Source organism: Bacillus mycoides, assembly GCF_001757995.1.
In the GTDB taxonomy this organism is placed as follows: domain Bacteria; phylum Bacillota; class Bacilli; order Bacillales; family Bacillaceae_G; genus Bacillus_A; species Bacillus_A mycoides_B.
On sequence record NZ_LXLV01000023.1, the window covers coordinates 110,567 to 132,954 of the forward strand.

The 22,388-nt window shown below is 33.8% G+C and carries 16 protein-coding genes and 1 riboswitch; of the genes, 13 read left to right on the plus strand and 3 right to left on the minus strand.

Annotation, left to right across the window (positions count from 1 at the left end):
* The first annotated feature begins 149 nt into the window (after positions 1-149).
* The gene (locus BWGOE10_RS08770; protein WP_070141742.1) at positions 150-1,109 is read left to right on the plus strand and encodes a rhodanese-related sulfurtransferase; all 960 of its coding nucleotides are present in this window, start codon (positions 150-152) and stop codon (positions 1,107-1,109) included.
* 49 nt (positions 1,110-1,158) lie between these two features.
* On the opposite strand, the gene BWGOE10_RS08775 is transcribed toward BWGOE10_RS08770, so the two are convergent.
* The gene (locus BWGOE10_RS08775; protein ID WP_070141744.1) at positions 1,159-2,634 is read right to left on the minus strand and encodes a hypothetical protein; all 1,476 of its coding nucleotides are present in this window, start codon (positions 2,632-2,634) and stop codon (positions 1,159-1,161) included.
* A 177-nt stretch (positions 2,635-2,811) separates the two neighbouring features.
* Here BWGOE10_RS08775 and panE point away from each other — a divergent pair, with 177 nt between their 5' ends.
* Both panE and BWGOE10_RS08785 read left to right on the plus strand, forming a co-directional pair.
* Positions 2,812-3,744, plus strand: coding sequence for a 2-dehydropantoate 2-reductase (panE, locus tag BWGOE10_RS08780; RefSeq protein WP_070141746.1), 933 nt, complete (start codon positions 2,812-2,814; stop codon positions 3,742-3,744).
* A gap of 532 nt (positions 3,745-4,276) precedes the next feature.
* Positions 4,277-4,657 carry a hypothetical protein gene (locus BWGOE10_RS08785; RefSeq protein WP_070141748.1) on the plus strand — a complete coding sequence of 127 codons (381 nt, stop codon included), beginning with the start codon at positions 4,277-4,279 and terminating at the stop codon, positions 4,655-4,657.
* Between the two features lie 90 nt (positions 4,658-4,747).
* Here BWGOE10_RS08785 and BWGOE10_RS33695 read toward each other — a convergent pair whose 3' ends face one another.
* Complete coding sequence (locus BWGOE10_RS33695; RefSeq protein ID WP_255295617.1) at positions 4,748-4,876, minus strand: hypothetical protein; 129 nt, start codon at positions 4,874-4,876, stop codon at positions 4,748-4,750.
* A 161-nt stretch (positions 4,877-5,037) separates the two neighbouring features.
* Positions 5,038-5,185: riboswitch (cyclic di-AMP (ydaO/yuaA leader) on the plus strand.
* A 144-nt stretch (positions 5,186-5,329) separates the two neighbouring features.
* On the opposite strand from BWGOE10_RS33695, the gene BWGOE10_RS08790 reads away from it, so the two are divergent.
* The 4 genes from BWGOE10_RS08790 (at position 5,330) to BWGOE10_RS08805 (ending at position 11,376) form a co-directional block, all read left to right on the plus strand.
* Positions 5,330-7,156, plus strand: coding sequence for an APC family permease (locus tag BWGOE10_RS08790; RefSeq protein ID WP_070141750.1), 1,827 nt, complete (start codon positions 5,330-5,332; stop codon positions 7,154-7,156).
* Positions 7,157-7,756: 600 nt separating this feature from the next.
* On the plus strand, positions 7,757-8,917 hold the full coding sequence (nheA, locus tag BWGOE10_RS08795) for a non-hemolytic enterotoxin NHE subunit A (protein WP_070141752.1): 1,161 nt from the start codon (positions 7,757-7,759) through the stop codon (positions 8,915-8,917).
* 37 nt (positions 8,918-8,954) lie between these two features.
* Complete coding sequence (gene nheB / locus BWGOE10_RS08800; protein ID WP_070141754.1) at positions 8,955-10,163, plus strand: non-hemolytic enterotoxin NHE subunit B; 1,209 nt, start codon at positions 8,955-8,957, stop codon at positions 10,161-10,163.
* 133 nt (positions 10,164-10,296) lie between these two features.
* On the plus strand, positions 10,297-11,376 hold the full coding sequence (locus BWGOE10_RS08805) for an HBL/NHE enterotoxin family protein (protein WP_070141755.1): 1,080 nt from the start codon (positions 10,297-10,299) through the stop codon (positions 11,374-11,376).
* A gap of 401 nt (positions 11,377-11,777) precedes the next feature.
* On the opposite strand, the gene BWGOE10_RS08810 is transcribed toward BWGOE10_RS08805, so the two are convergent.
* Positions 11,778-13,808, minus strand: a complete 2,031-nt coding sequence (locus BWGOE10_RS08810; protein WP_070141757.1) for a serine hydrolase — start codon at positions 13,806-13,808, stop codon at positions 11,778-11,780.
* 279 nt (positions 13,809-14,087) lie between these two features.
* On the opposite strand from BWGOE10_RS08810, the gene BWGOE10_RS08815 reads away from it, so the two are divergent.
* The 6 genes from BWGOE10_RS08815 (at position 14,088) to BWGOE10_RS08840 (ending at position 22,382) form a co-directional block, all read left to right on the plus strand.
* Entirely contained in the window at positions 14,088-14,678 is a 591-nt protein-coding gene (locus BWGOE10_RS08815; protein ID WP_070141759.1) for a sensor domain-containing protein, read from the plus strand.
* 4 nt (positions 14,679-14,682) lie between these two features.
* On the plus strand, positions 14,683-16,473 hold the full coding sequence (locus BWGOE10_RS08820; RefSeq protein ID WP_070141761.1) for a hybrid sensor histidine kinase/response regulator transcription factor: 1,791 nt from the start codon (positions 14,683-14,685) through the stop codon (positions 16,471-16,473).
* Between the two features lie 803 nt (positions 16,474-17,276).
* Positions 17,277-18,314, plus strand: a complete 1,038-nt coding sequence (locus BWGOE10_RS08825) for a serine hydrolase domain-containing protein (protein ID WP_070141951.1) — start codon at positions 17,277-17,279, stop codon at positions 18,312-18,314.
* An 851-nt stretch (positions 18,315-19,165) separates the two neighbouring features.
* A complete protein-coding gene (locus tag BWGOE10_RS08830; protein WP_070141763.1) occupies positions 19,166-20,113 on the plus strand; it encodes a sugar-binding transcriptional regulator in 948 nt (315 codons plus the stop codon).
* A gap of 309 nt (positions 20,114-20,422) precedes the next feature.
* Positions 20,423-21,094 carry a deoxyribose-phosphate aldolase gene (gene deoC, locus BWGOE10_RS08835; RefSeq protein ID WP_070141765.1) on the plus strand — a complete coding sequence of 224 codons (672 nt, stop codon included), beginning with the start codon at positions 20,423-20,425 and terminating at the stop codon, positions 21,092-21,094.
* 106 nt (positions 21,095-21,200) lie between these two features.
* Positions 21,201-22,382, plus strand: coding sequence for a NupC/NupG family nucleoside CNT transporter (locus tag BWGOE10_RS08840; RefSeq protein ID WP_070141767.1), 1,182 nt, complete (start codon positions 21,201-21,203; stop codon positions 22,380-22,382).
* The last annotated feature ends 6 nt before the right edge of the window (positions 22,383-22,388 follow it).

Sequence of the window (22,388 nt, forward strand, 5' to 3'; positions counted from 1 at the left end):
GTTTTTATTTCTGTTAACTTATAGAAAAAATTGTAAATAGAAGAAAATAGGCTAAGTACAATTTTGTATATATTTTCTTATTATATATGTTTTGATATGAACGTTAACTTATACATGATTTTAAAATTTAGATAGGTGGTAGAAATACATTGGCAATTACAAAACCATATAGAGTATTACTATATTACATGTACACAACAATTGAAAACCCAGAAGAATTTGCTGCAGAGCATTTAGAATTTTGTAATTCACTTGAGTTAAAAGGAAGAATTCTTGTAGCAACAGAAGGAATTAACGGAACTTGTTCTGGAACTGTTGAGCAAACAGAGAAATACATGGAAGTAATGAACAATGATCCACGTTTTACTGGAATCGTTTTTAAAATTGATGAGGCGGATGAGCATGCATTTAAGAAAATGCACGTACGTCCTCGCCCAGAGTTAGTTACACTTCGTTTGGAAGACGACATTAACCCAAAAGAAATGACTGGGAAATATTTAGAACCAACAGAATTCTATGAGGCAATGAAACAAGAAAATACAGTTATCATTGATGCACGAAATGATTATGAGTTTGATTTAGGACACTTTAAAGGTGCGATCAAACCAGATATTGAATCATTCCGTGAATTACCAGATTGGATTAGAGAAAACAAAGAAACACTTGAAGGTAAAAAGATTTTAACGTACTGTACAGGTGGAATTCGCTGTGAGAAATTCTCTGGTTGGTTAGTTCGAGAAGGCCATGAAGATGTAAGTCAGCTTCACGGCGGAATTGTAACGTACGGAAAAGACCCAGAGGTACAGGGTGAACTTTGGGATGGTCAATGTTACGTATTCGATGAGCGTATTGCTGTACCAGTAAACCAAAAAGAACATGTTATCGTTGGTAAAGATCATTTTACAGGAGAGCCATGTGAGCGCTATGTAAATTGTGCAAATCCAGAATGTAACAAGAAAATTTTATGTTCTGAAGAAAGTGAAGCAAAACATTTACGTGCATGTTCTCATGAATGTCGTGTACACCCACGTAATCGTTATATAGTGCAACATGAATTAACAGAAGAGCAAGTAGCTGCTGCATTAGAAAAAATCGAAGCAGGGAAGTAAGCATAATAGAAAACAGATGGTAGCATCATGCTGCCATCTGTTTTTTTATTTACTTTGTACCATCTTTCTCTTTCACAGCAGATAATACAGTTTGTTTTACCCATGCTTTTCGATTTTTATGTTGTATAGCCCATTGGTATAAACCTTGTACACCTAAAATAAGTGAAATGACTATGCCACTACTAGCTATTAAAAGAGCAAAATACTCAAAGGGTGAAGCTATATGATTCGAATCGGTGTTTTTTAAAAGGTCAATCATAGTAAACCCTAACATTTGGCCCACTACAGAGTAGAGAGTTAAAATTAATAATAAAAGGCTATCTTTTTTAGAGGCAACATTTTCTTGATATTTAAACAAACTATCAAGATTTTGTTTAGCGTTCGTGTATAGTATTTCAATGTTGAAAAGTTTTCTTAAACGAAAGAAAATATCTTCACTTTGTGATTGAGATACTAACTCTAAGGAAAAATAATTAGCTGTAAACGAATTGATAGAGTAGATTAACTTCTCTATTTCATTTGTATCTTGTTCAATATTTAGTTCAGCATAAGCGTTTGCCATTTTTAATAAAACAATTTTATGAAATAGGTTTAATAATAAAGCGTAATAAAACTCCCCATACATTTGACTAGCAAGTTTAGTTATTTTACTCTCATCTTCGTTCGTTACACATGTAAAAATATGTTCTTCCATTATGAAATAACGATTAGGAGCCCATCGTTGGTAAGCATGTTGTTTTAAATAATCGTGAATATAAGGAAGATTATTTGCGCTCACATACGGTTTACCATCACTTGTTAATCCAGAAAGACTGGAAGTACGATAAACATCAATTACATTAAGTTCCATACTTTCTTTTAGGGATAATAAAGTTTGTACGTACATTCTTTGGTCTTCGAAAAAGGGGAAGGTTTGAAAGTATGAACTTCTTACTCTTTTCTTCTCAAAAAAGTCCGTTAAACCGTTAAATAAATAACCAAAAATGAACTTTTCAACTTGTGAATACCTAATTCCGTTACATTCTATACAAATGGTTTCGTCCTTTTCATTTCGCGTTTCAAGTACGCGAAAGCGAGCAGCGAATTCTATTGCTTCTGATAATGTCATATTAGGAGAAATGTTAACTTCTGTTCGGATTGTTAGAAACCCAAGTTCATAAGGGCATAATGTTACATCGATTGAGTGCACTGTGAACGGGACGGAGATAAGATTTGTTGTTAAATGTCCGTTTAAATTAAGATCTTTAGAATAGCGTTGTAATCCTTTTTGATGCTCTGAAGGAGGAAAGAGAATTTTATTTGTAAATGAAAGATAGTATGCTTCCATGTTTTGATGTGAAACTTTAAACTGTCCATAATATGTATTTTCATCTTCGAGATGATCGAGTCGAAAAGGCCGGAAATCGTTTTTTTGTAAGAAAGGGAACATATTTTGTTCATATCCACTTTTGAACGAAAATGGGAAAATAAATTGAAAAATAGCTGTTGTTACAGATTTTTCTTCGATCGTTTGTATTGCCTCCATTCACATAGTTTCCTTTCAATTTAAGCTATAGAAACAACATGCCCCAATCTACTAAAAAATAACCACTGAATTTTCATATAAGTAAGAGTGAAAATCCAGCTTATTCATTAGGGGACATGTATAATATTATGTATACTAAAAATAGTATAATTGTGTTTGGAAAAAGGGGGATGTAATATGCGTATTTTAGTATTAGGAGCTGGAGGCGTTGGCGGATTTTTTGGCGGACGATTAGTAGAAAAGGGAGAAGATGTAACCTTTCTCGTGCGTAGTAAACGGAAACAGCAATTAGAGGAAAAAGGTCTTGTTATCCGGAGTATTAACGGTGATTTTTCATTTCAACCGAAACTAATAACGAAAGAAGATATTACCACTCCATTTGATGTAATTTTATTCTCAACAAAAGCGTATCACCTAAATGAAGCAATAACAGATTTGAAACCATTTATAGGAGAGAATACAGTAATAATCCCATTATTAAATGGTATCGCTCATTTAGCACTATTACAAAAGGAATTCGGTGAAGAAAAGGTAATTGGTGGTTTATGCTTTATTGAAACGACATTAAATAGTGAAGGAGATGTCGTGCAAACTAGTGCTGCCAACAGACTTGTATTTGGGGAAATTAAGCCTCAAGATGCAGAGAGAATGCAACGTATTTCGAAAGTATTTGCGGGTACGAAAGCTAGTTTTGTATTAAGTGAAAATATTACACAAGATATGTGGCACAAATATTTATTTATCACTGTAATGTCAGGAGTGACCACATTAATGCGTGCGCCAATAGGACCAATTCGTGAAAGTGAAGGTGGACGTGAATTTATCCGAAATGTATTTGAGGAATCCATGCAAATCATGAGGGCATTTGGGGCTCCAGTTAAGGATAATATTGTTGAGGAACATATGAAAACAATTGATAAAATTTCTTATGATATGAAGTCCTCTATGCAGCGGGATATGGAAAAAGGTTCGTTCATTGAAGGGAAACATTTGCAAGGATACTTGTTGGAACTAGCAAAGCAACTTCATATAGATACTCCATTATTGGAAGTAGTATATCAAAACTTAAAAGTATATCAAGAAATGTTTTTAAATAAAGAATTGGTATAGTTTATTTGTAGTAGTGAAATGAAAGAAGTATAGAGAAAGCATTATTGCTTTTTCTATACTTCTTTCTATTTTTACTTGTTTACAATCGTTTTCATAATATGTGTGGAAACGATATCAGAATATAGCAAAAACAATACTTCTCACGTATTGTTTCTTTTTTTTGTCAAAAATCCTCTGTCCCATTCAAAAAAATATACAAATGAAAGAAACTTTTACAATGGAAACAATTCCGTAGATGTAAGGATGCTTCGGATATGCAGCATTTTCTTTCTATAGGAACGAACTAATACTGATACCTTATACTGATTCTTCAGCAAGCAAAACCTTTAGGCTTTTGCCTAACCTCCATTCATCTCCCACCTACTCATTGGACAATGTCCTATCCATTCCTTGAGGTGGGAGTTTTCTATCGGAAAATAATAAAAACAGCATTTGGTGAAATTGGATGTTTGCTCTTAATACATAGATAAATAAGTGAGTTCTAAAAATGGTGTTTATTGAAATATAAATATGATGGAAAGGAGAGGAGAGCATGACTATAATTACTTTTTTAGGTTTGTTTTGGGGCTGGATTATATTAATTGTATCCGGAATTCTTTTTATACGGCCATCCGTGTTACGCGAATTGAAAAGGCTAGTTGTGGAAGATAGAGGTTCTGGAATTATGTATGGATTTTTATCAATTTTCTTAGGCGTAAGCACAGTTATTTTGCATAATGCATGGGAGTTCAATTGGCAAGGCTTTGTAACACTTATAGGGTGGTTATCACTTTTAAAAGGAATCTATATTATTGCATATCCTGAACCATCAAAAAAGACAAATTTTGAAGTACGTGTACTATCTACTCGTATAGTACTTGCAGTTATTTCTGCTTTAGCCATTTGGATGCTTGTTGTAATTTATACGCAATAGATTTATCGGTGTTTAAGAATAAAAAAGTCTGTTTTAAGTTACATTATGTAAAAACAGACTTTTTTAATGTTGTAACTTAGTTCAAATCAATTATCGATTCCTTTTATTTTCTTGTGTAATATCTCGTTCTTTTTCCATATTACCGTATAGATGGTTGATTTCTTTTCTAACTTCATCTAAAAAAGAATCTGATAAGATTGGTTTCTTTTTCTTTGACATATGAGCCTCCTAAATGGATGTAATATTATTAATTATGATTATTTATTCTGGAATCATACATAATCATCATAATTTTTTTAGCTTTTTAAAATTTGAGTTATTTTATGAAAATTTTTATTTACTTTTTAAAAATAAAGGAGTAATATAATCCACAGTTTCAATTTTCTAAATCGCTGAAACCGCATGGTGCGGGGGACCCGTTTTAATGAATTAGTGCATAATTCAATGGGGTGAATCCTTGAAAAAAGGTAGGGCTACTCAAAGGCCCGAATCCGACAGCTAACCTCGTAAGCGTTATATTGAGAAGGAAGGTGGAGCTTGTGCGACAAAAAAAATAATGTCTACAAGTCTATTTCGTTATGGCTTGTAGACATTTTTTGTTTTCTGAAGAAATAGTTTATCCGCTGTAATTAGCAGAAAAGTTCGTACAAAATTATTGGAGAGTGGACAGCAGTGGTTTCATCTATTAAAAGATTTTTAATTGGAAGACCGTTAAAATCAACTGAGTTAGGGGAGCAAAAGCTCAATAAAACGAAGGCGCTAGCAATTTTGTCTTCTGACGCATTGTCATCAGTTGCATATGGTCCAGAACAAATATTAATTGCTTTAGCAGGACTTGGAGCAATAGCTTATTGGTATTCCATTCCGATAGCTGTAGGGGTATTAGTATTATTGACAGCTCTTATTTTATCTTATCGTCAAATTATTTTTGCTTACCCTCATGGTGGGGGCGCATATGTTGTATCAAAAGAAAACTTAGGGATGAATCCAGGCTTAATAGCTGGTGGATCTTTATTAGTCGATTATATTTTAACTGTTGCAGTAAGTGTATCTGCAGGTACAGATGCGCTCACATCTGCTTTTCCTAGCTTACATGCACATAATGTAATCATTGCGATTATATTTGTCATATTGATTACCATCTTAAATTTAAGAGGCGTAACGGAATCAGCTTCCGTTTTAGCATATCCGGTTTATTTATTCGTTTTAGCATTATTTATATTAATTGGTGTAGGAATATATAATATTTTAACTGGGCACGTTTCACCTACTTTACATGCGCCAATTGGAACACCAGTTGCGGGAATTAGTTTGTTTTTACTGTTAAGAGCATTTGCTTCAGGAAGCTCTGCTTTAACAGGTGTTGAAGCGATCTCTAATGCAATTCCAAACTTTAAGGATCCTGCACCTAATAATGCAGCAAAAACATTGCTTGCAATGGGTGCATTACTTGCGGTTTTATTTTCAGGAATTGTTTTTTTAGCTTATTATTACGGAATTACTCCAAGTAAAGAAGTAACAGTTGTTTCACAAATTGCTGAACAAACATTTGGACGTAATTTCATGTACTATTTCATACAAGGTACAACAGCTTTAATATTGATTCTTGCTGCTAACACTGGTTATTCTGCATTTCCATTATTAGCGGTTAACCTTGCGAAAGATAAATTCATACCAAGAATGTTTACGATTAGAGGAGACCGTCTAGGTTATTCAAACGGTATTATTATACTTGGAATTTCTTCAATTATTTTAATTGTAGCTTTCCAAGGGAGAACAGAACATTTAATTCCGCTATATGCGGTAGGGGTATTTATTCCGTTTACACTTTCTCAAACTGGAATGGTATTAAAATGGCTTCGTGAAAAACCTGAAGGATGGGCTTTAAGATTAACGGTTAATTTAATTGGTGCAGTCATTAGTTTTATCGTAATGAGCATGTTCTTTTTAACTAAATTTGCACAAGTTTGGTCGATCCTTATTTTCTTACCTGCTATTATCTTCTTGTTCCATCGCATTAAGAAACATTATGATGCAGTGGGTGATCAATTAAGTTTAAAAACTTGTGAACGGATTGTTCCGATAGAGGGGAATGTAATTGTCGTTCCTGTAGCTGGTATGACTCATGTAGTAGAAAACTCATTGAACTATGCTAAAGCTCTTTCAGCAGATCAAGTTATCGCTGTATATGTTGCTTTTGACAGAGAAGAGGAAAAGAAATTTGAAGAGAAATGGGAGAAGTGGCAACCTGAAGTAAGGCTTGTTACATTACATTCTCATTATAGAAGTATTATTCAGCCGCTAACAAAGTTTATTGATACAGTGCAATATAAAGCGAGTGAATCAAATTACCGAGTTACGGTCGTTATACCACAGTTTATTCCGAAAAAAGGTTGGCATAACATTCTTCATAATCAGTCTAGTTTACTCATTCGTGCGTATTTACTCTATAAAAGAAATGTTGTTATTACGACAGTACCATATCATTTGAAAAAGTAAGGAAATTTTTTAAGGATAACTTCACAAAAGTGAAGTTATCCTTTTTGTATGTATACTATGCATAATTGCATACGGTTCTAAAAGATATATTAGTATAATTTTATTAATTATGAGTAAGTAGTGTTTTCTGTTGTAGTATATGGATATTTTAATTGAGAAAGTTAAGTGGATTTTATTTTGGAATAAAGACATGAGAGCTTGAAAATAAAGGGAATGAAAATACTTCTTTACGGTAGATGAATAGCTGTGTTTAAATGACCTTACAGTACAAAATTTACTTGAAAACAAAACGAAATTTCATACTTTTATACGTGAATTAGTTTAAAATGAATAATATTTTTATGTAATATATTCACTGTACGAATGTGGAAATTGCAATGGGATAGAAAATTTATACAACCTTATTCATACTAAGCATATATGAAAAGTTATGAAATGTTTTATAACAATAAGTAAGTACTGTAGAAAAAGTTAGGAGAGATGGTTCGTACATGAATCACGGTGAGAATGTTCTCTATTTTAACCATCTCCAATCAATTGCAAGAAAATAGAATAATAAAATGCGATAGTAATAGTTGCTAATACATAGGAGGAGTTAAAGTGAAAAAGACTTTAATTACAGGGTTATTGGTTACAGCAGTATCTACGAGTTGCTTCGTTCCTGTAAGCGCTTACGCTAAGGGGGGGCAAACAGAAGTGAAAGCAGTATATGCGCAAAATGTAATTGCTCCAAATACATTATCTAATTCAATTAGAATGTTAGGATCACAGTCACCGCTTATACAAGCATACGGATTAGTTATTTTACAACAGCCAGATATTAAGGTAAACGCTATGAGTAGTTTGACGAATCATCAAAAATTTGCAAAAGCGAATGTAAGAGAGTGGATTGATGAATATAATCCGAAGCTAATCGACTTAAATCAAGAGATGATGAGATATAGTACTAGATTTAATAGCTATTATAGTAAGCTCTATGAACTAGCAGGAAAAGTAAATGAAGATGAACAGGCAAAAGCAGATTTTACAAGCGCATACGGAAAATTACAATTGCAAGTACAAAGCATCCAAGAGAGTATGGAGCAAGATTTATTAGAGTTAAATCGATTTAAAACGGTATTAGACAAAGATAGTAACAACTTGTCAATTAAAGCTGATGAAGCAATAAAAACATTGCAAGGATCAAATGGGGATATTGTGAAATTAAGAGAAGATATTAAAAGAATTCAAGGGGAAATTCAAGCTGAACTAACTATTATTTTGAATAGACCTCAAGAAATTATTAAAGGTTCTATTAATATCGGTAAACAAGTATTTACAATTACAAATCAAACTGCACAAACGAAAACAATCGATTTTGTATCTATCGGTACTTTAAGTAATGAAATTGTAAATGCTGCAGATAGTCAAACGAGGGAAGCAGCTCTTCGTATTCAACAAAAGCAAAAAGAGCTGTTACCACTTATTCAAAAGTTATCACAAACTGAATCAGAGGCGACTCAAATTACATTCGTTGAAGATCAAGTAAGTAGCTTTACAGAACTAATTGATCGTCAAATTACAACTTTAGAGACGTTATTAACGGATTGGAAAGTTTTAAATAATAATATGATCCAAATTCAAACAAATATTGAAGAAGGCACGTATACAGACAGTAGTTTACTTCAAAAACATTTCAATCAACTCAAAAAAGTAAGTGATGAAATGAATAAGCAAACAAATCAATTTGAAGATTACGTTACAAACGTTGAAGTACATTAAACAGAAAAATAATTAACGATATAGGGAGAGAAGAGAAATGACGAAAAAACCTTATAAAGTAATGGCTCTATCAGCACTTATGGCAGTATTTGCAGCAGGGAACATTATGCCAGCACATACTTATGCAGCTGAAAGTACAGTAAAACAAGCTCCAGTTCATGCTGTAGCAAAAGTTTATAATGACTATGAAGAATACTCATTAGGACCAGAAGGCCTGAAAGATGCAATGGAAAGAACAGGTTCAAACGCTTTAGTAATGGATCTGTACGCTTTAACAATTATTAAACAAGGTAATGTTAACTTTGGTAATGTATCGTCAGTTGATGCAGCTTTAAAAGGAAAAGTGATTCAGCATCAAGATACAGCTAGAGGAAATGCGAAACAATGGTTAGATGTAATGAAGCCACAGCTTATTTCAACGAATCAAAATATCATTAACTACAATACGAAGTTCCAAAACTATTATGATACTTTAGTTGCTGCGGTTGATGCAAAGGATAAAGCAACTCTTACGAAAGGTCTAACTAGATTATCAAGTAGTATTAATGAAAATAAAGCGCAAGTAGATAAGTTAGTAGAAGACTTGAAGAAATTCCGAAATAAAATGACTACAGATACTCAAAATTTCAAGGGAGATGCAAATCAAATTACATCTATCTTAGCTAGTCAAGATGCTGGAATTCCGCTCTTACAAAATCAAATTACAACGTATAATGAAGCAATTAGTAAATATAATGCAATTATTATCGGTTCATCTGTTGCGACAGCTTTAGGCCCAATTGCAATTATCGGTGGTGCGGTTGTAATTGCTACGGGAGCAGGAACTCCGCTAGGAATCGCATTAATTGCAGGTGGAACAGCAGCAGTAGGTGGTGGAACAGCAGGAATCGTATTAGCGAAGAAAGAGCTTGATAATGCACAGGCAGAAATTCAAAAGATAACAGGACAAGTTACAACTGCCCAATTAGAAGTGGCAGGACTAACGAACATTAAAACGCAAACTGAGTATTTAACAAACACAATTGATACTGCAATTACAGCGTTGCAAAACATTTCAAATCAATGGTATACAATGGGATCAAAATACAATTCTTTACTTCAAAATGTAGATTCAATTAGTCCAAACGACCTTGTTTTCATTAAAGAAGATTTAAACATTGCGAAAGATAGCTGGAAGAACATTAAAGACTATGCAGAAAAAATTTATGCTGAAGATATTAAAGTAGTAGATACGAAAAAAGCATAATAGCGGCTAAACTTTTACAACATTATGTATAGATAATTGATTATCATAAAATAGAGAGCTCCTGTTCAGTAGTGAGCAGGAGTTCTTTTACCTCTAACGTTTCATATCCTCATAAAAAGAATAGGTGATAAGTATGCGTAATAATTTCTATAAAAAATGCCTTTTAACGATAATGATTGCTGGAGTGGCAACGAGTAATGCGTTTCCTTTACATCCTTTCGCAGCAGAACAAAACGTAAAGGTGCTACAAGAAAATGCGAAAAATTATTCTCTCGGACCAGCAGGATTCCAAGATGTAATGGCGCAAACGACATCGAGCATATTTGCGATGGATTCATATGCAAAATTAATTCAAAATCAGCAAGAGACTGATTTGAGTAAAATAAGTTCAATTAATAGTGAGTTTAAAGGAAATATGGTTCAGCATCAAAGAGATGCAAAAATTAATGCGGCATATTGGTTAAATAATATGAAGCCTCAAATTATGAAAACGGATCAAAATATTATTAATTACAATAATACTTTTCAAGCGTACTATAATAGCATGCTAGTAGCGATTGATCAAAAAGATAGCGGTAAATTAAAAGCGGATTTAGAAAAGTTGTATGCGGACATTTTAAAGAATCAAAATGAAGTAGATATTTTATTAGGGAATTTAAAAGCATTTCGCGATAGAATGGCGAAAGACACAAACAGTTTTAAAGAAGATACAAACCAATTAACCTCGATTTTGGCGAGTACGAATGCTGGTATTCCAGCATTAGAGCAACAAATAAATACATATAACGATTCGATTAAAAAGAGTAATGATATGGTTATCGCTGGTGGTGTACTTTGCGTAGCATTAATAACATGTCTTGCTGGCGGACCGATGATTGCGATTGCGAAAAAAGATATCGCAAATGCAGAAAGAGAAATAGCCAATTTAAAAGATAGAATTTCTGGAGCGCAAGCGGAAGTCGCAATTTTGACAGATGTAAAAAATAAAACAACAAATATGACAGAAACAATTGATGCAGCAATTACAGCATTGCAAAACATATCGAATCAATGGTATACAGTAGGTGCAAAATATAATAATTTACTACAAAACGTAAAAGGAATGAGTCCAGAAGAATTTACGTTTATAAAAGAAGATTTAAATACAGCGAAAGATAGTTGGAAGGATGTAAAAGATTATACAGAAAAATTACATGAAGGCGTGGCGAAGTAAACAGTGGACTAGTTCTGCTGTTTATTTTTTTATCTTGTTTCATATCTAGTAATTGATAGAAAAATAGGCATACTAAAGAAGCTTATTAAAATGTAATTTGGTTTTGTTTCACAATTTTATAATCAATTTAAGGTAGGAAATTTGATGTTTTTCTCAGATGATTGGCATTATTAATCTCTTATATCAAAGTTGATATTATTTATATAATAAAGAAGGAACCTATCATACTTCCTGATAGGTTCCTTCTTTAAATGCAAAAACTTCAAGTGTGTCAGGTTATGCTTCAAATCGTTTCCGTTTCCATAAAGATCTTATAAAGTTAAATTTCTTATTTTATTTTAGCTGGATGCTGATAAGATACTAGCATCCAAATTTTTTATGATTCAAATTAGGATAAATATCTACTGTCGTTTAATAGGCAATGCAGAATAGCCAAAAGCTAAATCCAGCAAAGCACTTGCTTCTTGACGCAGTAACAGGTCTTTCGGACGGAACATAAAGGATCCGTCAGCATTAATGGAAGTATCAGGGTCTAGAATTCCTTGGGAGGCAAGTGCCTGAATCGATTGGACTGCCCAGTCATCTGCGGCATCCAGTAATTTAACTTTAATAGCTTTGTCAGGTTGAATCGTTTTCAAGTCTTGAATTTGCTTTACGTTTTGAATCATGTTTGCTGCGAACTGTCGGGTAATCGGAGTAGCACGGTTATACTCTGGAATTCCATTCATAATTTTTTCCCTTGCCTCTTTTGATTCGTCTGGAAAACCGTTCCATCCATGAGCAAGTAACAACGTATCCGCAAACTCTCCTTGTGTCATGGTTTCCATCGGATTGAATAGATTACCTGTTTTAGCACCCATAATATTTAGGGCATGAAGATTATCAATGTGACTTCTATAGTTACTCTTTTGTGGAACGTCATCAAAAGGTGGTTTGTTGTTAATTCTCTGGGCATCTGCTACAAAATCAAGGCTTTTAGGAGAATCGTAGTGAAAATATGTGATTTCTCCAGCTGAATTCTTTTTGAAAGCAACTTTGTTGCCTTCCGAATCTTCAAATAACAACGGATGAATCATTTTGAGAACTTGTTTTCCAGTTATTCCACCCTCCATGACTAAATTCCCATTTTCATAAGTAAAATGAGTGCGAATTGCAGCGAAACGCGTATTTTGGAATAAGCCCAAGTATTTATGAGCTTCTTTTTCCTCTAACGGGAGATAACTTGTTTTTACTTCATTCTTCTTAGCAGGGAAATAGTGATCCATGAGAGCTTCATATACGTCTATACTCATCATTGAATCATTATTATAAGACATGAAGAATGCTGTTTTTTGTTCAGGCACTAAAATCATCAGTGATTGATGTCCAGGCATACTTCCCCCTTTCATTACAACGTGTTGACCGTTAGCAAATTTATTAAAAGGCGTTTCAAATCCAATTGTCGCAACAGGGCTGGTCTTATCATCAAAAACTTGATAGGCATGCATCATATCTATGCTTTTTTTACTTATAATTTCTTTGTCTTTAAACTTTCCTTTCTGTAGTTGCATAATCATGTATTTTGACATGTCTTCTGCAGTAGATAAAATGCCTCCTTGTGGTGTATCCCTTAAACCGCTCCCACTTGTTGGGATCGGTTCGCCAGTGGGACCATAATGTGTAGCCATTCTTTCTAGAAGTTCAGGCGTAAAGCTCATACTTGTAGATTTCATATCTAATGGTTTGAAAATATTATTTTCCATATATTTGGAGAAAGGGCTGTTAGTAACATTCTCTACTGCAAACCCTGCGAGCGCAAATGAGACGTTGTCATACGTATAAACTTCACCCGGTGGTCGTACCACAGTTGGCATATGTTTAGAGAAAAATTCTTTCATTGGTATACTATCATTAATATATTCAGGTCCGGTTATATTTGTGAGATCGGGAAAATCTACCCCGCTGGTATAAGTGAGCATATCAAACAAGGTAAGGGGTTTTCCTGTTTTATTAGGTATTTGTAATCCACCAAGGTATTTTTGTACGTCTTGATCAAGTTTCAGCTTTCCTTTATCGACTTGCTGCATCACAGCCAAAGCAGTAAAAGTTTTCGAGACGGAACCAATTTGAAAGACCGTGTCCTTAGTGACGGGGATTTTCTTTTCTTTATCGGCATATCCATACCCTTTATTGACAACGACTTTTCCATCATGAACGACGACAAAACTAGAACCGTTCACATTGTACTTCTTCATTTTTTCTTCAAATAACGGATCAGCAAAAGATTCTATTTCTTTTTTATTATTAGGTCCTTTCGTCATTTGGATATTAGTCGTGGATGCCGATGGTTTTGATTTTCCTGCTTCTAACGATTGTTGGGAACACGCAGAAATCATGGTTGAAGAAGAAAGAAGAATTGCAACGATCCCCAATTTGTTAATTGCTTGTTTCATTTTTGTACGCTCCTTTATTTGGTTGGAATTTTTTTGTTAGCGCAACGAGTTAGCGGCTCGTTAGCGTATGAAAAGAGTGTAGCAAGCGGCGAGTCATAGTCGATAGTGAACTTTTGTCATATTTATAAAGAACAACAAAAATTGAGTGGGATACGGCTGTATTAATAGTTATGTCATAGAAACCATGACATTTTGACACTACCGTATGTGACAGAAAAATACTTAGAATCAAAAAGTAGCTTTTAACGCATTAACAATGAAAGAGGAGGAGAGATTTTAATGACGAAAGCATCAGTTCAAAAAACTTTGCAAGATTTTTATTTCTTGTTATTTACCTTTGTATCCGGATTCTTTTACTTTTGTTTCTATCTGGTCAGCATTACATTTGCATTAGTAATGACGATTATCTTTTTGGGTATTCCCTTGTTGGCTTGGGTGCTACAAACAACTCACACGTTTGTTCAGTATGAACGTATTCAGACAAAGGTTTATACAGATATATCAATATGGTTATTCGAACCAAGAAAAAAAGAGGAGGGAGATAAATGGATTAAAGCGAGAGATACAATCCTTAATAATAGCAACTGGAGAGCTATTTTTTGGCTCATGCAGAAAATTTTTATCGGAATAATAAGTCTTATATGTGCTGTTTTACTGTATGTAATGCCGCTAGTATGTATCGTTACACCCTTACTTTTTCGATATTTTAATATATACTTATTGGGCATTGCTGTGAATTCATGGGAGACAGCAATTTTTGTCATGATTGTTGGTTTCATTCTCATCTGGATACATAATCTTATTGGAAACGGCTTAGTTCGAATTATTGGAATGTACACGCGTTCCATGTTTAAAGCTATAAAGGAGTGATAATTTGTTTAATACTTTGAAAATATGGTTTTGGTATGATTGGGCCTTACTTTGTATACGTTTTATTATTTGGCTATCATTGATATCGATGACTATCCAACAACAAGATTATTTGACAGTACCACTTGGGATCATTATTCTTTGGGAAATAGTTTCATTTTCAGTACCTTGGATTTGTTTAATGTTTAGTTATCGCTATTATTTGTTTACTGAAATAATATTATTTGGCGGAGTGTGTTTCTATTTAACTTTATTATTTCCGTCAGCATATCTTGCTTTTTTAATGCCAACTTTTATGATTGCGGCAAATAGTGCTCATAAATCTTACCGTTGGTCGGGTCCTATCACAATTATTTTATTCCCATTGCTCATTGCGATATTTTCCAAAGTAACAGATTTATGGGGAATCATCCTACAAATCAGTTTAGCTTTTGCTATGGGCTCTTTCTTTCGTTTACTGGCTACTAATTACCGTCAAAGTGAAACTATTCGGAACCAGAAACATGTATTGGAACAATACGTATCCCAAGTTGAGCGGATTACATTACTCGAGGAACGTGATAGGCTCTCAAAAGACTTACACGATACGATGGGGCATTCCTATACCTCAATTATTATGGGGATGGAAACATTACGTATGGAATTAAAGTCTAAAGAAGGAGAGCAACAGCTCGATTTGTTATTACAATTGGCCCGTAACAGTATGGAGGAAGTAAGACTGTATTTACATCAATTGGATTTATCACAAGAATCGCTTCCCTTAGCTGTCACATTACAACAATTGACAGAGGAATTTAAGAAACATGCAAAAGTAAATGTACGTACTCGAATAATAGGGGAAGAGTATATGGCCTCCAAACAATCAAAAATGACACTATATCGGAGCTTGCAGGAATCACTAACAAATGCTGTTCGCCATGGGCATTCCACAGAAATCATTGTGTCACTTCACTTTGAACCACAACAGATAAGATTGGATGTACAGGATAATGGCTGTGGGGTAGAAGAGTGGAAGGATGGCTTTGGATTAACTGCAATGAAAGAGCGTATGAGTCAGTCACAAGGAAGAGTCATTGTTTATTCCAAAAAGGGGGAAGGGACGTTAATTTCATGTGTTTTACCGAAACAAGTACAACTGTCTAATGAACAAATCCGCATGTGTATTGTCGATGATCATTCATTTATTCGAGAAAGTCTTCATACAATTTTGGATGGACAGGAGGATTTACAAGTAGTGGGAATGGCTGAAGATGGAGAACGGGCTATGGAATTGTGTGAAAGACTAAAACCAGATGTAGTATTAATGGATTTAGAGATGCCTAATTTGGATGGAATTCATGCGACTAAAATGATTAAGGAAAAATGGCCGGACATTCGTGTACTCATTCTGTCAACCTTTCAGAATACAGAAAGGGCAAAAGAAATCATACGAAATGGTGCGGATGGATATTTATTGAAGTCCATAGATTCGCGTGAACTAGCTGAATCAATTCGTCTAGTCTATCGAGGAGGCACGATGATTAATCATGACTTGTTCCATAGAATGTGGGAAGAAAATGAAGAGACAGGATCATTTGAATCACGATCAGATGGAAAAGAGTATGGATTAACGAAACGAGAATTAGAGATTTTGGAACTATTATCACAAGGAAGCCGTTATAAAACAATAGCTTCGAAACTTTACTTGTCAAATGGAACGGTAAGAAATTATGCCTCCAATCTCTATGAGAAGCTAGGAGTTAAAAATCGAGAAGAAGCCGTACAAAAGGCAAAAGATACAGGATTACTTTCTTGACACTCTCACTTGAACTAGTTAGCTGAAGTCAATGGGAAACTTACAGATAATGCAGGGCATCACTACCCAATACTACATTTGAAACTACAATGAAAAATAAAGAGTTGGAAACCCCCTGCTTTTTTGTGAATATAGTCTAATATAATTTAGTTGTTTAAAATGGGTATTCGGATTTTTATATCGAAAAGGTAAAACACTATGGAATAAGATGTCGATGACTATAAAAATTGTAGACTATAACCGAAATCGGGAAAAGGTAGATGAATATTTTATTAAGACCTATCTTCACAGAGGACTGGTAAATAGTTTTCATATTCGCTAGTACATCGGTCCTAAATCTGAAAGTAAAATAGATATTTTGGTCAATAACATCTGTGATTTAGATGTTATTGACCCCATTTCGAAAATATCTATTACGTTTCCATGAGTGGTTTTGGAATTGAAAGAGTTACTTCCGTAAAGTCGGGGATAATAGCACTCACTAAATTCAAGTTCTCTATAAAGAGAAGAATTTAGAAACTAAAGAAATTAGTGTGAGGGTACTTTATTGTAGTCAAATTAAAATATGTCGTTTTGAGTTGAAGTAAAATGTGTAATATAATTCTAAAATTAAAATTATATTAGAATGATGCAAAAGATAATCTAAAACTGAAGTATACAAGTAGGTCTGCGCAACCAGCCTTAAGATGGCCATCCTATTGCTGGATTTCATAATCCGATACGGAGTTCAATTGGATTCAATATGAGAAAGATAACAGGTTAATATATTTCTAATCATTTAAAGGGAAGGGTATGTGATTGAGGTGAATAATACATATAATGAAAAGACGCATACATCGATTAAACAATTATTAAAAAAGTTTTCATCAAAAGCTCCTGGCTTTGCATATATTGCTAGTTTCGATAGCGGAATAACTTATAAAGGTGCAGTTGGCTTAGCTTCTATAGAGGGGGATCTACCAATAAATACCAAAAACATTTTTAATGTTGCTTCAGTTTCTAAACAATTTACAGCATTTTCTATATTGCTCTTAGAACAAGAGGGGAAATTAAGTTTAGATGATTCAATTGTAAAGTTTGTTCCGTCTATAGGAGCATATGCTGAACCTATAACATTGAGACAACTAATTCATCACACTGGCGGAATAGTTGATTATATGGAATTGGCTGAAGCAGCAAATATTAAATATACTGATACATTAACTGTGGAAGAATCGCTAGAACACCTTAAAAATCATCAAATTGCAAGGTTCCCAGTTGGAACAAAATTTGAGTATAGCAATACAGGATATTTTTTATTATCACAAGTGATAGAGAAAGTAAGTGGCAAGTCTCTACGTCAGTTTAAAAAGGAGCGTATTTTTGACCCTTTAAATATGAGGGCCACAACAATTGTGGATTACTACCCAACTACTATATCAATTGCTAGCGGATATTCGAAGAATGAACAAGGGACATATAAAATCTATGAAAGCCCTTGGGAACATACAGGGGATGGGGCAGTTCATACAACAGTTGAAGACCTGGTAAAATGGGGAGAGAATTTAACAACAGGTACCGTTGGTGGAAAAGACCTTGTTAAAAGAATGAGCGAAATAGGTCCGAAAATTTCTCCAACTGGAGAAATGATTATTGACAATGAAGATTATGCTTTTGGATTGAGAGTTGCAGAAGGTTTTAACTGTCGATACTTGGAACATTCAGGAGGTTGGGCAGGTTATCGTTCACACTTCATGCGATTTCCAGAAAAATATTTGTCTGTTGCGGTACTAAGTAACTATGATGAATTTGACTCTAAAAAATATGCTAATGAAATAGTAGCAATTGTTTTAGAAAAGTAAAAAAATAGAGCGTAGAATACAGTATTTGGATTTGGTTTATCCCACGTTGTTTTATATTGTTTAAAAGAATTCACCTTAAACTTTCTCAAAATCCAATCAAAAAAACGGAAATAACCTTAGAATTAGATTGGTATTTTTAATATTCGGAATAATCACTACGATTGTTGCGGTAATATTACAAATCGAGTATCCCTGCATTCTCATTTTTATTTAATAAGAATGCAGGGATATAATAAATACAAAATTTGCGTTTTGGGGGGAATAGCTTTTCTTAGCTTGATGTGGTATCGCCACATGCCTATCAAGCTAAGGTTAGGTCTTTCATGAACTTCCTTCGGTGTTGCCTACATGCTTGATAACTTGTTTATCTTTTTTTGAAAATAATACCTATCTAATTTTATTTGGCATGCTCATTTTTAAGGAGAAAAAGTGTTTTAAGGGTTTTTTAGTTTATTTAAACGAAAGTTCACTTTGTTTTCATTCTAAGCTGATGGGAATGGGATCACCATCAAAATGCGAATTTCGCACGCTAAGGAATTTCTATGTTAAAAAACTTGATTTTACCGTACAGTAAGGAAGTTCCATAAATGATATCTAATGTTTGTTATTGAACGGCTTTGTTATCGTTACTACAGAAAAAGCAAAAAAGAATGAATTAAATATAAATTGATTTACATGCTTCAGGAGCATCTGTATTGAGTTTATGAAGCTACACAATAAAGTTTCATTGTATATACTAAGTTGAGTAGAAGTTTAGGTGGATAAAATTCGGTAGTCGAAATTTCTTGCATAAAGCTGTATAATGCTTGTAACGAAAGGAAAATACAGGAAAGGGTTTGTAATAAGTTACTATGGAAAAAGATAAACAACAATTAAGCGTTGAAGTTGCACGATTATATTATCAATCAGATTATAGTCAGCAAGAAATTGCTAATAAATTAAATATCTCAAGACCGACAATCTCTAGATTATTAAAGTACGCGAAAGAAAAAGGATTTGTTCAAATTAGTATAGCGGATCCATTTGCTGATTTAGATAACGTTGGGAACTTACTTAAAGAAAAGTACAACTTGTTAGAGGCGCATGTTGTATTTTCTCCAGTGCCAGAATATGCAACGATTACTGAGTATATTAGTAAATATGCAGCTGAGTATATGGAAAAGACAGTGAAAAACGGTGATATCGTCGGTGTAAGCTGGGGAATGACGATGTATGAAATCGCTAGGAAAATCGTACCGCAACATGTGAAAGGTGTAGAAGTTGTCCAGTTAAAAGGTGGTATTAGTCATTCGAGTGTAAATACATATGCGAATGAGACCATTGCTTTATTTGCAGAGGCTTTTCAAACGACACCAAGAAATTTACCGCTCCCAGTTATATTTGATAATGCGGTGACAAAAGAGTTAGTAGAGCAGGATCGACATATTCATCACATTATTGAAATGGGGAAACAAGCAAATATTGCAATTTTCACTGTTGGAACAGTGCGTGATGAAGCGTTATTATTCCGATTAGGATATTTAGATAAGGATGAAACGAACATTCTGAAACAACAAGCTGTCGGTGACATTTGTTCACGTTTCTTTGATGGAGACGGAAATATTAGTAGCGAAGAAATTAATAAGCGTACAATTGGAATTGAGTTAGAGGAACTTAAATTAAAGAAACGTTCTATTTTAGTTGCAGGTGGTAATAGAAAAGTAAAAGCAATTGATGGTGCGTTACGTGGCGGGTATGCAAATGTATTAATTATTGATCAGCATACGGCGAAGGAATTGTTACATTATCAAAAAGGTTAGAAATAAAAGGCTTTCTCAAAATATTAATTTTGAGAAAGCCTTTTATTTTAGTTGTGTATGAATGAAGGTGTTCCTGCTTGGGAAAAAATTTCTTTTTTAAAAAATAATTATGGATATTGAGATACATACTACCATTATTCACATAAAAGTTTTGATTTCATATATGAATTGTTTCTTAGTTAGAATGTGCTTCATGTACTAAAAGAAAATACCTTTCGAAAAAGAATGAACAAAATTTCAAAAGTATATTTACATTTGTTCAACTAAGAGTTAGAATGAAGTTGTTAAAAGATATGAGGAGTGAAGATAATGAACATTGCAAAATTAATTGATCATACAATTTTAAAATCAAATTCTACTAAAGAAGATGTTATGAAAGTAATCGAAGAGGCAAAGCAATACAAATTTGCTTCAGTTTGTATTAATCCAACATGGGTAAAACTAGCTGCTGAAGAATTAGCTGGACATGATGTAGACGTTTGTACTGTAATCGGTTTCCCATTAGGAGCAAGCACTACTGAAACAAAAGCATTCGAAACAAAAGATGCTATCGCAAAAGGTGCAACTGAAGTTGATATGGTAATCAATGTAGGCGCTTTAAAAGATGGCGACAATGAGTTCGTTGAAAAAGATATTTATGAAGTAGTACAAGCAGCAAAAGGAAAAGCTCTTGTAAAAGTAATTATTGAAACTTGCCTTCTAACAGACGAAGAAAAAGTTCGTGCTTGTGAATTATCAGTAAAAGCTGGTGCTGATTTCGTAAAAACTTCAACTGGATTCTCAACTGGCGGAGCAACTGCTGAAGATATCGCGTTAATGCGTAAAACAGTAGGACCAAACGTTGGTGTAAAAGCATCTGGTGGAGTTCGTACACGTGAAGATGCAGATAAAATGGTAGCTGCTGGAGCTTCTCGCGTTGGAGCAAGTGCTAGTGTTGCAATCGTATTAAATGATGCAAAAGGTGCTACAGATAACTACTAATCAATAATGAAGTCAAGAGCAATAGATACACGTTTAAAATAAAGTGTATCTATTGCTTTAACAATTGAAAAAGATGTAAGCGGATACGAATGGGAGGAGACGGCTTATGAAATACTTAATCGGTGTTTTTGGCCTCGTATTGATTTTAGGTATCGCTTGGCTTGCTAGTAATAATAGAAAGAAAGTCAAATATCGTCCAATCATAACGATGGTTATATTACAATTCATTTTGGGGTTTTTATTATTAAATACAAGTGTAGGGAATATATTAATTAGCGGAATAGCAGATGGTTTTGGTGAATTGTTAAAATATGCCGCTGATGGTGTGAATTTCGTATTTGGTGGATTAGTAAATCAAAAAGAGTTTTCATTCTTTTTAAGTGTATTAATGCCAATCGTATTTATTTCAGCTTTAATAGGTATTTTGCAACATATTAAAGTATTACCTATTATTGTGAAATCTATCGGTTTAGCATTAAGTAAAGTAAATGGAATGGGGAAACTAGAATCATATAACGCAGTAGCTTCTGCGATTTTAGGACAATCTGAAGTGTTTATTTCAGTTAAGAAACAACTAGGATTATTACCAGAGAAAAGAATGTATACATTATGTGCATCTGCAATGTCTACTGTTTCTATGTCTATCGTTGGATCATATATGGTGTTATTAAAACCGCAATATGTTGTAACCGCTTTAGTGCTTAACTTATTCGGTGGCTTCATCATAGCTTCTATTATTAACCCGTATGAAGTTACAGAAGAAGAGGATATGTTAGAAGTACAAGAAGAAGAGAAAAAGACCTTCTTTGAAGTATTAGGGGAATATATTATAGATGGATTTAAAGTTGCGATTACAGTAGCAGCTATGTTAATCGGTTTCGTTGCTCTTATCGCCTTTATTAATGCAGTATTTAAAGGTGTAATCGGTATCTCATTCCAAGAAATTCTTGGCTATGTATTTGCACCATTTGCATTCATTATGGGTGTTCCATGGCATGAAGCAGTTAACGCAGGTAATATTATGGCGACAAAACTTGTATCAAATGAATTTGTTGCGATGACAGATTTAGCACAAGGAAACTTTAATTTCTCAGATAGAACGACAGCGATTATATCTGTCTTCTTAGTTTCATTTGCAAACTTCTCTTCAATTGGAATTATTGCTGGGGCAGTTAAGAGCTTAAATGAAAAACAAGGGAATGTAGTCGCAAGATTTGGTTTGAAATTACTTTTCGGTGCAACGTTAGTAAGTTTCTTATCAGCAACAATCGTTGGCTTATTATTTTAACAGATT